The 13470-nt window shown below is 73.4% G+C and carries 13 protein-coding genes; 9 read left to right on the forward strand and 4 right to left on the reverse strand.

The features are described 5' to 3' along the window. Positions 1-430 precede the first annotated feature (430 nt). Complete coding sequence (locus tag G7072_RS00425) at positions 431-715, forward strand: DUF559 domain-containing protein (RefSeq protein WP_166083687.1); 285 nt, start codon at positions 431-433, stop codon at positions 713-715. 48 nt (positions 716-763) lie between these two features. Here G7072_RS00425 and G7072_RS00430 read toward each other — a convergent pair whose 3' ends face one another. Beyond that, positions 764-1453: an amino acid racemase gene (locus tag G7072_RS00430; RefSeq protein WP_166083688.1), complete on the reverse strand. Its 690-nt coding sequence runs from the start codon at positions 1451-1453 to the stop codon at positions 764-766. A 70-nt stretch (positions 1454-1523) separates the two neighbouring features. Between G7072_RS00430 and G7072_RS00435 the strand changes: the two genes are divergently transcribed. The 6 genes from G7072_RS00435 (at position 1524) to G7072_RS00460 (ending at position 8933) form a co-directional block, all read left to right on the forward strand. Next, complete coding sequence (locus tag G7072_RS00435) at positions 1524-2372, forward strand: methyltransferase domain-containing protein (RefSeq protein WP_166083689.1); 849 nt, start codon at positions 1524-1526, stop codon at positions 2370-2372. 210 nt (positions 2373-2582) lie between these two features. After that, positions 2583-3350: a GntR family transcriptional regulator gene (locus G7072_RS00440; RefSeq protein ID WP_166083690.1), complete on the forward strand. Its 768-nt coding sequence runs from the start codon at positions 2583-2585 to the stop codon at positions 3348-3350. Then, complete coding sequence (locus tag G7072_RS00445) at positions 3347-4021, forward strand: sterol desaturase family protein (protein ID WP_166083691.1); 675 nt, start codon at positions 3347-3349, stop codon at positions 4019-4021. The genes G7072_RS00440 and G7072_RS00445 overlap by 4 nt, the downstream gene beginning before the upstream one ends. A 137-nt stretch (positions 4022-4158) precedes the next feature. Then, positions 4159-7098: an AMP-binding protein gene (locus G7072_RS00450; RefSeq protein WP_166083692.1), complete on the forward strand. Its 2940-nt coding sequence runs from the start codon at positions 4159-4161 to the stop codon at positions 7096-7098. A gap of 43 nt (positions 7099-7141) precedes the next feature. Further along, positions 7142-8392 carry a D-inositol-3-phosphate glycosyltransferase gene (mshA, locus tag G7072_RS00455; RefSeq protein ID WP_240917317.1) on the forward strand — a complete coding sequence of 417 codons (1251 nt, stop codon included), beginning with the start codon at positions 7142-7144 and terminating at the stop codon, positions 8390-8392. A gap of 58 nt (positions 8393-8450) precedes the next feature. Then, complete coding sequence (locus G7072_RS00460) at positions 8451-8933, forward strand: YbjN domain-containing protein (RefSeq protein WP_240917318.1); 483 nt, start codon at positions 8451-8453, stop codon at positions 8931-8933. A gap of 111 nt (positions 8934-9044) precedes the next feature. Here the strand turns inward: G7072_RS00460 and G7072_RS00465 are convergent, their stop codons facing one another. Then, positions 9045-9722: a response regulator transcription factor gene (locus G7072_RS00465; RefSeq protein ID WP_166083693.1), complete on the reverse strand. Its 678-nt coding sequence runs from the start codon at positions 9720-9722 to the stop codon at positions 9045-9047. After that, positions 9719-10927: an ATP-binding protein gene (locus G7072_RS00470; RefSeq protein WP_240917072.1), complete on the reverse strand. Its 1209-nt coding sequence runs from the start codon at positions 10925-10927 to the stop codon at positions 9719-9721. The genes G7072_RS00465 and G7072_RS00470 overlap by 4 nt, the downstream gene beginning before the upstream one ends. Before the next feature lie 132 nt (positions 10928-11059). On the opposite strand from G7072_RS00470, the gene phoU reads away from it, so the two are divergent. Together phoU and G7072_RS00480 are read left to right on the forward strand one after the other, a co-directional pair. After that, entirely contained in the window at positions 11060-11716 is a 657-nt protein-coding gene (gene phoU / locus G7072_RS00475; RefSeq protein WP_166083694.1) for a phosphate signaling complex protein PhoU, read from the forward strand. A 65-nt stretch (positions 11717-11781) separates the two neighbouring features. Beyond that, positions 11782-12603 (forward strand): maleylpyruvate isomerase N-terminal domain-containing protein, encoded by an 822-nt coding sequence (locus tag G7072_RS00480; RefSeq protein ID WP_166083695.1) that lies wholly within the window; start codon positions 11782-11784, stop codon positions 12601-12603. A 113-nt stretch (positions 12604-12716) separates the two neighbouring features. Here G7072_RS00480 and G7072_RS00485 read toward each other — a convergent pair whose 3' ends face one another. After that, entirely contained in the window at positions 12717-13469 is a 753-nt protein-coding gene (locus tag G7072_RS00485) for a phosphoglyceromutase (RefSeq protein ID WP_166083696.1), read from the reverse strand. Between the last annotated feature and the right edge of the window lies 1 nt (position 13470).

Consider the following 13470-nt stretch of genomic DNA (forward strand, 5'->3'; position numbering starts at 1 on the left):
GGTGCGGCGTCCCACCGCAGTGCGGCGGCCGCGCACGGATGGCGTCTCGCTCATCAGCCGGATCGGCCCGAGGTCGTGGTGCCGCGGAATCGGAAGGTGCCGCCTCCTCGGCAGGTCGGGGTCGAGCTCAGGTGGCGTCCGTTGTCACGCGACGAGCGGGCCTCGGCGCTCACCGAGCCGTACCGCACGGTGCTCGACTGCGCGCGCGACCTCCCCTTTCCCGAGGCGCTCGCGATCGCGGACTCGGCGCTCCGGGCCGGGGCCGTCGACGCCGAGGTCCTCGAGGAGCGCGCTCTCTTCCTGCCCCGCACCGGAAGGACTCGGGCGTTGACGGTGGTGTGCGCGGCCACCCCGCTCGCGGCGAACCCTTTCGAGTCAGTGCTCCGGGCCCTGGCGTCGCAAGTGACCCGGGCTTCACGTGACTCCCCAGGTGCTGCTGCAGGACCGAGGGTTCCTCGGGCGGCCTGACCTCGTCGACGTCGAGCGCCGTCTGGTCCTCGAGGCGGACTCCTGGGAGTTTCATGCCAGCAAGGAGGGATTCCGGCGCGACTGCGAGCGCTACAACGCCTTGGTGCTGCGGGGCTGGACAGTCCTGCGCTTCACATGGTGGCAGGTGATGCATCGGCCGGACTATGTGCTCGCGGCGCTCCGTGCCGTCGTGGAGGGGTCCGACGGACGTGCAGTTCGGGCGCCCGAACTGCTTTGGACGGCCTGATCAGCCCAACTGCACGTACGTCGGCCCCGGGGCCGGGAGCCTGGTCCGTCAGGCCAGGGCGCGGTCGAGCGCGGCCTGCACGTGCACGGTGGTGCAGGGGAAGACCGGCAGGTCGGAGTCGGCCTGCTTGATCAGCGCCTCGAGCTCGGTGCAGCCGAGGATCACGCCCTCGGCTCCCTGGTCCCAGAGCCGGCCGATGAGGTCGACGACCGTGCGGCGGGACGGGTCGAGGACCTTCCCGTGCACGAGCTCGTCGTAGATGATCCGGTCGAGCGTCGCGTGGTCCTCCTCGGCGGGGGTGACCACGGAGATGCCGTGCGTCTCGAGCCGGTCGGTGAAGAAGCGACGACCCATGGCGAACGCCGTGCCGAGGAAGGCGACCTTCTGCAGCTCCGCGGCCGCGACGGCGTCGGCGACGACGTCGGCGAGGTGCAGCATCGGCACACCGAGGCCGGCGGAGACCTGCTCCGCCACGCGGTGGAAGGACGTCGTGCACAGCAGCACGAGGTCGGCGCCGGCGGCCTCGACCCCCGAGGCAGCGGCGCCGAGGATCGCGGCGACCTCGTCCCAGCGCTCCTCGCGCTGGAGCCTGGTCAGCTCGTCGAACTCGACCGACGCCATCACCGTCCGTGCCGAGTGCAGGCCTCCCAGGCGTTGCTCGACGCCCTGGTTGAGCAGGCGGTAGTACTCGGCTGAGCTCTCCCAGCTCATGCCTCCGACGAGTCCGATGGTCAGCACGCGCAGAAGTCTGGCACGTCGGGACCTTCGGGGTCTTCCGGTCCCCTCAGCCCGAGGTCGACCATGAGGCATGGACGAGCTCCCCGAGGCCGTCGCGCTCACCCCCACCTCCTTCCGGACCGACCACCGGACGGCGGACGCAGAGGCGGAGCTGGCCTCGCTCGTCTTCGTCCTCGACCTGCAGGCCGCGAACCCGGCGGTACGCCGGCTGCGGGCCTGGGCGCGTGACGAGCTGGCCGCGCGGCCGGGTGACACCGCGGTCGACGTCGGGGCGGGCACGGGCGAGGAGGTGCAGGCGCTGGCGTCCCTGGTCTGGCCGACGGGTCGCGCCGTCGGGGTCGAGCCGCACGCCGGTCTGCGCGCGGAGGCGCAGCGGCGCGCGGCCGGGACCTCAGCGACGTACGTCGACGGAGACGCGCGGGCGCTGCCGTTCGAGGACGGCAGCGTGGACGTGCTGCGGTGCGAGCGGGTCTGGCAGCACCTCGTCGACCCGCAGGAGGCGGCCGACGAGGTGGCGCGCGTGCTCGCTCCCGGAGGACGCGTGGCCGTGCTGGACACCGACTGGTCGACGGTGGTGGGCCGCGCCGGCGACCCGGACGTGCAGCGGCGGCTCAACGAGAGCACGTGGCGGCGGATGGCGAACCCGTTCGCGGGGCGGCACCTGCGGGCGCAGCTGCAGCGGGCGGGGCTGACGGTGCGCGCCGACATCGGCTCGTCGGCCCTGGTGATGCCCGACGAGGTGATGGCCAGCCCGATGATGGTCGACCTCGACCTGCGCCTCGGCGTCGAGGAGGGCGTGGTGTCGCAGGACGAGGCGGACGCCTACCGGCAGGCGGTCGTCGAAGCCGCACAGCGCGGTGAGGGGTTCATGGCGGTGACGATGTTCGCCGTCGTGGGCGACAAGCCTGGATCTGGTTGACCAGCGCGGAGCGTGCCGCGGCGGGCGCAAGTGACGTCTCGGTGCGGCACAGGTGACGTTTCGGCGCGACCGGAGTGACGCTTCGGCGGGGCAGGAGTGACGCTTCGGCGGGGCAGGAGTGACGCTTCGGCGGGGCAGGAGTGACGCTTCGGCGGATGTAGTGGTCTGACCAGTTGACCAGCGGACGAGTGTCGGGGCAGGATGACGGACATGAACCTGCAGCCCGTACGCCGCCACACGGTGGCCGACGACGTCTTCGAGCAGCTGGTCGCCGAGGTCAGCGGCCTGGCGCCCGGCGAGTCCCTGCCCAGCGAGCGACGCCTCACCGAGGTCCTCGGGGTCAGCCGCCCCGTCGTCCGGGAGGCGCTCCAGCGGCTCTCCCACGCGGGTCTCGTCGAGGTGCGCCAGGGCGACGCGACGACCGTGCGCGACTTCCGCCGCGACGGCGGGCTCGACCTGCTGGCCCGGCTGCTCGTGCCGGCCCGCGGGCTCGACGTCGCGGTCGCCCGCAGCATCGTCGAGGCCCGCCACCTCGTCGGCCCCACGGTCGCCGAGCTCGCGGCGAGCCGCCCCGACATCGACGACGCCGCCGTACGCCTGACGCAGCTGGCGGCCGCCCTGCGCGCGACCACGGACCCCGTCACGCGCCAGCGGCTGGCGCTGGAGTTCTGGGACGTCGTCATCGACGCCGCCGACTCCCTCGTCTTCCGGCTGATGTTCAACAGCCTGCGCGCGGCCTACGAGCCGATGCTCGACGCGCTGGCGTCGCTGATCGACGGCGCCGACCAGCCCGAGCGGTACGACGCCCTGGCCGCGGCCCTCGCCGACCGCGACCCCGCCCGGGCCCGGGCAGCCGCCGAGGACCTCCTCGGGCCGGCCACGACGGCGCTGCTGAGCGCCCTCGACGACCTGGACGCCCCCGGCCCCGGAGCCCCAGCGCCCGCCGGCGCAGACCGGGACGGGCAGGAGGACGCATGACCACCGTGCTGCCCCGCGCCCAGCGCGGCCTGTCGCTCGGCGATGCGGCCCGGGAGTTCGCCCGGCACCCGTCGCCGTGGATGCTCGGCGGTCTGCTCGTCGCCGCCGCGGCCGCCCGCCTCCTGCTGGAGGACTGGAGGCTCAGCGACCTGCTCGCTCCGGCCGCCTTCCTCGCGCTGTTCCCGGTCGTCGAGTGGCTGGTCCACGTCTTCGTGCTGCACTGGCGCCCCCGCCGGCTCGGCCCGGTCACCCTCGACACCCAGCTCGCGCGCAAGCACCGCGAGCACCACGCCTCGCCGCGCGACGTACCGCTGGTGTTCATCCCGTGGCAGACCCTGGCCGGGCTGGTCGTCGTCGTACCGGCCCTGGCGCTGCTCGCCTTCCCGCGTCCGCACCAGGCGCTGGCCTTCGTGGTGACCGTCGCAGTGGTCGGGCTCGTCTACGAGTGGGTCCACTACCTGGTGCACAGCGACTACCGGCCGCGGAGCCGCGCCTACCGCGCGGTCCACCGCCACCACCGGCTGCACCACTTCAAGAACGAGAACTACTGGCTGACGGTCACCTCGGCCCACACCGCGGACCGGATCTTCGGCACCGACCCCGACCCGGCCGACGTCCCCACCTCGGCCACCGCCAAGGACCTGCACGGCCTGCAGGGAACTGGTCACTGACCGCAGCCGGCACGCGTGGCCGCCTGCACGCGGTGACCGGAAATCCGGGTCGGCTGCGGGGAGCGACCAGGAGCCGGCCGGGCGACGTGGGAGCGGTCACGTTGGCGTAGGTAAGGCTTACCTAATACTCTTCGTCGGTGACTGCCGCCGTCGAGACCCGACCGTTCTGGGACCTGTCCCGGCACGCCGCGGGCACGGCGCTGGTCGTCGATGGGGACGAGGTCGGCTACGACGACCTCGCCGACCGGGTGACCCGGCTCGCCGCGCGCCTGGGGGGGACGCGGCGGCTCGTGCTGCTCGAGGCGGCCAACGACCTCGACACCGTCGTCGGCTACCTGGCCTGCCTCGTCGGGCACCATCCGGTCCTGGTCACCGCCCCGGGCCCGGCTGCTTCCGCCGCCTGCGCGGCGTACGACCCCGACGTCGTCCTGGCCGGCGACGCGCTCGCCGAGGAACGCGCCGGCACGCGCCACGACCTGCACCCCGACCTCGCCGTCCTGCTGTCGACCTCCGGGTCGACCGGCTCGCCCAAGCTCGTCCGCCTCTCCCGTGACGCCGTGGCCGCCAACGCCCGTGCCATCGCCGAGGCGCTCGCGATCCGACCTGACGACGTCGCGGCGGCAGCGCTGCCGCTGCACTACTGCTACGGGCTGTCGGTGCTCACCAGCCACCTCCAGGTCGGCGCCTCGGTGCTGCTGACCTCGGCCTCGGTGGTCGACCCCGACTTCTGGCGCGAGGCGCGCCGCCACCGCGTCAGCACCGTCCCGGGCGTGCCCCACACCTTCGACCTGCTCGACCGCGCCGGCTTCGCCGACCTCGACCTGCCCTCCCTGCGCTACCTGACCTGCGCCGGCGGCCGGCTGCCCGCGACGACCGCGACCCGGTACGCCGAGCTCGGGCTGCGTCGCGGCTTCGACCTCTTCCTCATGTACGGCGCCACCGAGGCGACCGCGCGGATGGCCGTGCTGCCCCCGGACCGGGTCCTCACGGGCCCGACCCTCCTGGGCGACCCGGTGCCGGGTGGCTCGTTCGCGGTCCGACCCGTCGCCGGTCTCCCGGTCGGGCAGAGCGGTCTGGGTGCGCCGGACGTCGACGGCGAGCCGGTGGGTGAGCTGGTGTTCCGCGGGGAGAACGTGATGCTGGGCTACGCCGAGACCCCGGCCGACCTTGCTCGGGGCCGCGAGGTCGACGAGCTGCGTACCGGAGACCTCGTGCGCCGTACGCCGGACGGGCTCGAGGTCGTGGGGCGGCTGGGCCGGATCGCCAAGGTCTTCGGGCTGCGGATCGACCTCGACCGCGTCGAGGCTCGCCTCCGGGCGGCCGGGATCGTCGGCTACGCCGCCGACGCCGGCGACCGCGTCGTCGTCGCGGTCGACCGCTCCGCCCGCCCGCTCTCCGATGCCGACCTCGAGCGCGTGCGCGACGCCGCCGAGGGTGCCGGCGTGCCGCGGGCCGGCTGCCTGGTCGTCGAGCTCGACAGCGTCCCGCGGCGCGGCAACGGCAAGGTCGACCACGCCGCGATCGCAGCTGCAGGGCACCGCGCCCGCGCCGACGCGGTTGCCGGTGTGCACGCGACCCCTGGCCGCGACGCGGCTGTGCCCGACGCGCCCGCGCAGGCGGGACCCCGTCCCGACGCGGCTGTCTCCGACGCACGTGCGCTGGCAGGACCCGGTCCCGACACGACGCCTCGCGCGGGTCGGCACGCTGCCGCGACTGCCGGCACCGGTCCCGACGTTGCGGCCCGGGTCGGGGAGGTCCTGGCGGCCGTTGGCCGAGGACCGCTGCGCCCGGAGGACACGTTCGTGTCCAGAGGCGGCGACTCGCTGTCCTACGTCGAGACGTCCCTGCGGCTGGAGCGGGTCCTGGGCCACCTTCCGGTGCGCTGGCACCTCCTGACCGCCGCCGAGCTGGCAGGACGCGCAGCCGGACGCACGGTCGAACGGGCAGCTCTGCCCGGATCCGCGCCGCACGGACCCGGGGGAGCGAGAGCTGCCCGTCCGGACGGTCGCACCGGCGCAACAAGCGCGCGCCGAGGCGACCCCGCGACCCGGCGCACGCGCTCGGTCGAGACCAACGTGCTGCTGCGCGCCCTCGCGATCGTGCTGATCGTGGGGTCGCACTCGAACCTCTTCATGGTCCTCGGCGGCGCGCACGTGCTCGTCGGGCTCGCCGGCTTCAACCTCGCCCGCTTCCACCTCGTCGACCGCGAGCGGGTCGACCGCGTCCGGAGCATGCTGACGAGCGTCGCCCGCGTCGCCGTACCGACCGTGCTGTGGCTGACGTTCGCCGCCGCCACGTCGGCGAAGTACGACTGGCGCAACGTCGTCCTCCTCAACGGCGTCCTCGGCACCCGCGAGTGGAGCGAGGCCTGGCACTACTGGTTCGTCGAGGCGCTGGTGTGGACGCTGCTCGCCGTCGTGGCGCTGCTGGCGGTCCCGGCGGTGCACCGGCTCGAGCGCCGCGCGCCGTTCTGGTTCCCGGTCGGGCTGGTCGTCCTCGCGCTGCCCGCACGCTACGACGTCGGGCGCCTCCTCGACGGCGACTACATCCACCGGGGCCACGTGATCTTCTGGCTCTTCGCGCTCGGCTGGGCGACCGCCCAGGCCCGCCGCCCGCTCCACCGCGTCGTCGTGTCGGTGCTCGCCCTGGCCACCGTGCCGGGGTTCTTCGAGGGCGACCTCGCCCGCGAGGCGGTCGTGGTCGCGGGCCTGCTCCTCCTGGTGTGGGTGCCGTCCCTGCGGGTCCCCGCGGCCGTGGCGCGGCTGGCCGGCACGCTCGCCGGCGCGTCGCTGTACATCTACCTCTGTCACTGGCAGATCTACCCCGCCTACGAGTTCAGCCTCCCGTGGCTGGCCACCGGCCTCTCGCTCCTCGCCGGGGTCGTCTTCTGGCGCGTCACCGTCGCGGCGACGCCGTACGTCGAGCGCGGGCTGGCCCGGGCGGGCCACCGGCTCGGAGTGACCCGGGTCACACCGGAGGTCGTGGAGGAAATAGCGCACGCCCGGCCGCGGTTCAGTCCGCGGAGGTGTCTGACCCGTGATGCAACGTCCGCCCGTGAGGCCCGAGTCGTCGGCTGAGCCGCTCGACCTCTCCGTCGCGCGCTCACCGCGCCGGGTGGCGATGATCAGCCTGCACACCTCGCCGCTCGACCAGCCCGGCGTCGGCGACGCCGGCGGCATGAACGTCTACGTCCTCGAGCTGTCGCGCCGGCTGGCCGAGCGCAACCTCGAGGTCGAGGTGTACACGCGTGCCACGTCCTCCACGATGGACCCGGTCGTCGAGGCCGCTCCCGGGGTCCGCGTGCACCACGTCGCCGCCGGGCCCTACGAGGGGCTCGGCAAGGAGGAGCTCCCGGCCCAGCTGTGCGTGTTCGCCCGGCACCTGCTGCGGGCGGAGGCGGGGCACGAGCAGGGGTGGTTCGACCTGATCCACAGCCACTACTGGCTCTCGGGCCAGGTCGGCGCGCTCGTGCGCGACCGGTGGTCGGTGCCGCTGGTCCACACCATGCACACCATGGCCAAGGTCAAGAACGCGCTGCTGGCCGAGGGCGACACCCCCGAGCCGACCGCCCGCCTGCTCGGCGAGGACCAGGTGGTCGAGGCCGCCGACATGCTCATCGCGAACACCGGGCTCGAGGCCCAGCAGCTGATCGACCTCTACGCCGCCGACCCCGCCCGTGTCGAGGTCGTCCACCCCGGCGTCGACCTCGGGATGTTCGTGCCCCGCCCGCAGCGCGACGCCCGCGCCCGGCTCGGTCTGCCCGCCGACGCGATCGTGCCCCTCTTCGTCGGCCGGTTGCAGCCGCTCAAGGCCCCCGACGTGCTGCTGCGCGCCGTCGCCCTGCTCGTGCGCGACGACCCCGCGCTGCGCTCGCGCCTGGTCGTGCCGGTCGTCGGTGGCCCGTCGGGCTCCGGCCTCGAGCACCCGACCGCGCTGGCCGACCTGGCCGGCGAGCTGGGCATCGGTGACCTGGTCCGCTTCGTGCCGCCGGTCGGGCGGGCCGAGCTCGTCGACTGGTACGCCGCGGCCACGGTCGTGTGCGTGCCGTCCTACAACGAGTCCTTCGGGCTGGTGGCCATCGAGGCGTCCGCCGTCGGGACGCCCGTGGTGGCGGCCGCGGTGGGCGGGCTGACGACCGCCGTACGAGACGGCGAGACGGGCCTGCTCGTCGACGGTCACGACCCCGCCGACTACGCCGCGGCCCTGCGGCGGCTGGTGAGCGACACGGCGTACCGTGAGCGACTGGCGAGCGCCGCGGCTCTGCACGCGCGCGACTTCGCCTGGGAGCGCACGGCCGAGCGCACGCTCGAGGTCTACCGGAAGGCGGCACACGCGATGAGGCACGACCTGCAGGACGTCGTCCGTGCCTGAGGCGGGAGAGCCGGGCCACCCGGGGCGCGAGGACCTGCGTGAGCAGGCGGTCGCGACCGTGCGCGCCGTGCTGGCCGACAACGAGCTCGAGCACACCGAGGTCTCGCCCGGCGTCTTCAGCGTGACGCTGCCGGGGGAGAAGAAGCTGCAGACGCCGTGCCGCCTCGACGTCGGGCCGCACGCGCTCGGCGTACACGCGTTCGTCGCGCGGCACCCCGATGAGAACCACGCGCGCGTCTACCGGTGGATGCTGGAGCGCAACCTGAAGCTGTACGGCGTCGCGTTCGCCGTCGACCACCACGGCGACATCTACCTCGACGGCCGGCTGCCGCTGTCGTCGGTGACCCCCGAGGAGCTCGACCGGCTGCTCGGCGCGGTGCTGAGCTACGCCGACGAGTCGTTCAACACGCTCCTCGAGCTCGGCTTCGGCAGCTCGATCCGCAAGGAGTGGGAGTGGCGCATCTCGCGGGGCGAGTCGACCCGCAACCTCGACGCCTTCCGGGGCTGGCTGGAAGCCACCGGCACCCCGACGGAGCAGTAGGGGGTCGTCGGTTTCACTGGGTACCTAGTGAAACCGGCGCTTCCCGCACGAAACTTCGTTCGGGAAGCGCCAAATTCACTAGGTACCTAGTGAAACCGACAGCCCGCACCCTCAGGCGTCGAACTTGTAGCCCAGCCCCCGGACGGTGACGAGGTGGACGGGGTTGGCCGGGTCGGGCTCGATCTTGGCGCGCAGGCGCTTGACGTGGACGTCGAGGGTCTTGGTGTCGCCCACGTAGTCGGAGCCCCAGACCCGGTCGATGAGCTGACCGCGCGTCAGGACCCGGCCGGGGTTGCGCAGCAGCATCTCGAGCAGCTCGAACTCCTTGAGCGGCAGCGGGGTGTCGGCGCCGTTGACCGACACCAGGTGGCGCTCGACGTCCATCCGGACCGGTCCGGCCTCCAGCGCGGCTGGAGCCGCCTCGACCTCGTTGCCGCGCCGCAGCACGGCCCGGATCCGGGCCACCAGCTCGCGCGGGGCGTAGGGCTTGGTGACGTAGTCGTCGGCGCCGAGCTCGAGCCCGACCACCTTGTCGACCTCGTCGTCCTTGGCGCTGACCATGATGACCGGCACGTTGGACACGGCGCGGATGCGGCGGCACACCTCGGTGCCGGACAGCTCGGGCAGCATCAGGTCGAGCAGCACGATGTCGGGGCCGCTGCGGTCGAACTCCTCCAGCGCCTGCAGCCCGGTGGCGGCGAGGCTGACCTCGAAGCCCTCCTTGCGCAGCATGTACGCCAGGGCGTCGCTGTAGCTCTCCTCGTCCTCGACGACGAGCACTCGGGTCACGATGACTCCTTCACAGACGGAACAGGGGTGGGTACGGCGGAGGCCCGGTCCGGCGCCGGGCCGGGGGCCGGAGCGGGGGTGGCGGTGTGGCGGGGCAGCCGGAGGGTGAAGCTCGAGCCCTTGCCCGGCTCCGACCAGACCTTGACCTCCCCGCCGTGGGTGGCGGCGACGTGCTTGACGATCGACAGCCCGAGGCCGGTGCCGCCGGTGGAGCGGTGCCGGGCCGGGTCGACGCGGTAGAAGCGCTCGAAGATCCGGTCGAGCTCGGCGCGCGGGATGCCGATGCCCTCGTCGGTCACGGTGATGTCGACCATCAGCTCCTGCTGGAGCGCCGAGACGACCACGCGGCTGCCCTCGGGGGAGTAGGCGATGGCGTTGGCCACCAGGTTGCTGACCGCCAGGGACACCTGGTCGGGGTTGCCGAGCGCGGAGAGCCCGCGGCGCCCGTCGTACACGACCTCGATGCCCTTGGCCGTCGCCTCGATCTCGTTGAAATCGATGGAGCGCTCGACGACGCGGTCGACCGGGACCATCGCCGGCCGCTCCAGCGCCTCGTCGCCCTGGAGCCGCGAGAGCTCGATGATCTGCTGGACCAGGCGGTTGAGCCGCACGGCCTCGGTCTGCATGCGTGCGGCGAACCGCTGCACCGCCTCGGGGTCGTCGGCGGCCTCGCGCACCGCCTCGGCCAGCAGCGTGAGCGCGCCGACCGGCGTCTTCAGCTCGTGCGAGACGTTGGCGACGAAGTCGCGGCGGATGGCGTCGACACGGCGCTCGCGGGTGCGGTCCTCGGTGAGCACCAGCACGAGCCGGCTGCTCAGCGCGGCGACGCGTGCGTTGACGTGCACCGGCTGCTGGCCGGTGCGGTGGATGTCGAGGTCGACCTGGCGGATCTCGCCGTCGCGCCGCACCTTCGCCACGAGCGCGGCGAGCTCGTCGTTGCGCAGCTCGCCGTCGCGCACCAGCCCCAGCGAGTACGCCGGAGCCGACGCCTGCACGACCCGGTCCTCGGCGTCGACCACGAGCGCGCTGGAGCGCAGGACGTTGAGGACGGTCGCCACCCCGGGGGGTACGACGTCCGCGGCCGGCTCCTCGGGCGGCTTGCGGCCGCGCAGCTGCCGCTCGCTGGCGTGCCAGGCGAGCACCGGCAGGGCGCCGAGGAAGATGCCCAGCAGCAGGAGCATCACGCCCTCGGTGTTCGGGTCCACGGTGCGATCCTAGGACGGTCCGCGGAGGGGCCGCCCCGGATGATGGCCCCTGACCTGCTGTTTCGTCAGCAGTTCACCCGTGGTTCACCACCAGTTGGACGGCTGTCCGTCTGCCATAGAGACTGTTGACCCATGCGTACGGCCTACCACGACCAGCTCGACGCCATCGTCGACGACCTCGTCCGTCTGACCGGCATGGTGCAGGACGCCACCAGCCAGGCCACGACGGCCCTTCTCTCCGCCGACGCCGGCGTCGCCGAGCAGGTGCTCCGCGGCGACGCGGCCATCGACGCGCTCCGCAACGACATCGAGGGCCGCGCCTTCGAGCTGCTCGCGCTGCAGCAGCCGGTGGCCGGCGACCTGCGGATGCTCATCGCGACCGTGCGGATGGTCGCCGACCTCGAGCGGATGGGAGACCTGGCCGTGCACGTGGCCAAGGTCGCCCAGCTGCGCGTGCCCGAGGTGGCCGTCCCGCCGGACCTGATCCCCACCGTCGAGCGCATGGCCGCGGTCGCGGTCCACATGATCGGCTCGGTCGCCGAGGTCATCAAGAACCGCGACGTCGACGCCGCTCGCTCGGTGGAGTCCGACGACGAGGAGATGGACGAGCTGCGTCGCCGCTCGTTCCGCCTCATGCTCGGCGAGAGCTGGGCGTACGGCGTGGAGCCGGCGATCGACAACGCGCTGCTCGGGCGCTACTACGAGCGCATCGCCGACCACGCCGTCTCGCTCGCGCGCCGGGTCGTCTACCTGGTCACCGGCGAGGTGCCGACCGCGCTCGACGGCTGACGCGCCGCCCGTGGCGGACCGGCCCACCGGCGGGGGGTTCGTCCCAAACGTGCCACCATGGGCGTATGGACTCCGCGACCCCGGCTGAGCCCGGGCTGGACTTCGTCGAGGAGTTCGCCTCGGCGGCGGAGTGGTTCGCCACCCACCTCGGGCGTACGTCGGCACGGGCTCCGGTCCCGGCCTGCCCGGACTGGAGCGTGCTCGACCTCGTCGCCCACCTGGGCAACGTCCACGCCTGGGCCGCGACCGTCGTCGAGACCGGCGCGAAGGCCGAGCAGCTCGACGACCGCCCCTCGTCGGCGCGCTCGCGCCGGGTCTCGGAGTGGTACCTCGCCAAGGCCGAGGACCTCTACGAGGTGCTGCGTGCCGCCGACCCGTCCGCCCCCTGCTGGACCTTCGTCGACGACGCGGGGACCGCCGCGTTCTGGGCACGTCGGCAGGCGCACGAGACCGTGGTGCACGGCTTCGACCTCGCGGTCGCCGGCGACCACGAGCCGCGGGTGCCGCCCCGGCTGGCCGTCGACGGCGTCAGCGAGGTGCTCGAGGTGTTCCTCGGCCGCATGCACCGCCGCGGCCACCCCGCCGTGCTGCACCGGGCCCTCGAGCTGCGGGCCACCGACGCCGAGGAGTCGTGGGTCCTGGAGCCGGCGCCGGTCGGCATCCCCGCCCAGGGCGCCTCACCGGAGCAGCGCGAGGAGCGACCGACCACGCGCGCCGTACCGGTGGTGACACGGGGGTCGCGTGACGACCTCGACCGCATCGAGGCGCCCGCCGCGACGCTGCTCACGCTGCTGTGGCGACGGACCCGGCCCGACGCCGCCGACGTCCGCCTCGTCGGCAACGAGGACCGCCTGCGGGCGTTCTTGCAGTCCCGCCTGACGCCCTGAGACCGCGGCGGGCGCTGGTTTCCCACGGTATGCAGAGGAACTGGCACTCCCCACGGTCTGTACGCCATGGGGAGTGCCAGTTCGCCTGCATACCGTGGGAAACCGGCAGGGGCTCAGCGACCCTGCGAGGCGACGGCCTTGATGGCGTCCGCGGCGGCGTCCGGGTCGAGGTACTGCCCGCCACGCTCGGTCGGGTGCAGGTCCTCGTCGAGGCGGTAGACCAGCGGGATGCCGGTGGGGATGTTGAGTCCCACGACCTCCTCCTCGCTGATGCCGTCGAGGTGCTTGACCAGCCCGCGCAGGCTGTTGCCGTGGGCGGCGACGCACACGGTCCGGCCGTCGCGCAGGTCTGGCACGATCGCGTCGTACCAGTAGGGCAGCATGCGGTCGATGACGTCGGCGAGGCACTCCGTGCGCGGCATCAGCTCGCCCGGCAGCAGGTCGTAGCGCGGGTCGCCGACCTGCGACCACTCGTTGTCGTCGTCGAGCGCCGGCGGGGGCGTGTCGTAGGAGCGGCGCCAGAGCATGAACTGCTCCTCGCCGTACTCCTCGAGCGTGGCCTTCTTGTCCTTGCCCTGCAGGGCGCCGTAGTGGCGCTCGTTGAGGCGCCAGGAGCGGCGTACCGGCACCCAGTGCCGCTCGGCCTCCTCGAGCGCGAGCTGCGCGGTCGTGATCGCGCGCCGCAGCAGCGAGGTGTGCAGCACGTCGGGCAGCACGCCGGCCTCGGTCAGCAGCCGGCCGGCCCGCGCCGCCTCCTCACGCCCCTTGTCGGTCAGCGCGACGTCGACCCAGCCGGTGAACAGGTTCTTGGCGTTCCAGTCGCTCTCGCCGTGGCGGAGCAGGACCAGGGTGTACGGCGCGCTCATG

Source organism: Nocardioides sp. HDW12B, from assembly GCF_011299595.1.
Taxonomy (GTDB): domain Bacteria; phylum Actinomycetota; class Actinomycetes; order Propionibacteriales; family Nocardioidaceae; genus Marmoricola_A.

Bases quoted from the DNA above. Each gene is read 5' to 3' on its own strand.
- G7072_RS00435 (WP_166083689.1), top strand. From the start codon at position 1,524: ATGGACGAGCTCCCCGAGGCCGTCGCGCTCACCCCCACCTCCTTCCGG.
- G7072_RS00440 (WP_166083690.1), top strand. From the start codon at position 2,583: ATGAACCTGCAGCCCGTACGCCGCCACACGGTGGCCGACGACGTCTTC.
- G7072_RS00445 (WP_166083691.1), top strand. From the start codon at position 3,347: ATGACCACCGTGCTGCCCCGCGCCCAGCGCGGCCTGTCGCTCGGCGAT.
- mshA (WP_240917317.1), top strand. From the start codon at position 7,142: ATGATCAGCCTGCACACCTCGCCGCTCGACCAGCCCGGCGTCGGCGAC.
- phoU (WP_166083694.1), top strand. From the start codon at position 11,060: ATGCGTACGGCCTACCACGACCAGCTCGACGCCATCGTCGACGACCTC.
- G7072_RS00480 (WP_166083695.1), top strand. From the start codon at position 11,782: ATGGACTCCGCGACCCCGGCTGAGCCCGGGCTGGACTTCGTCGAGGAG.
- G7072_RS00485 (WP_166083696.1), bottom strand. From the start codon at position 13,469: ATGAGCGCGCCGTACACCCTGGTCCTGCTCCGCCACGGCGAGAGCGAC.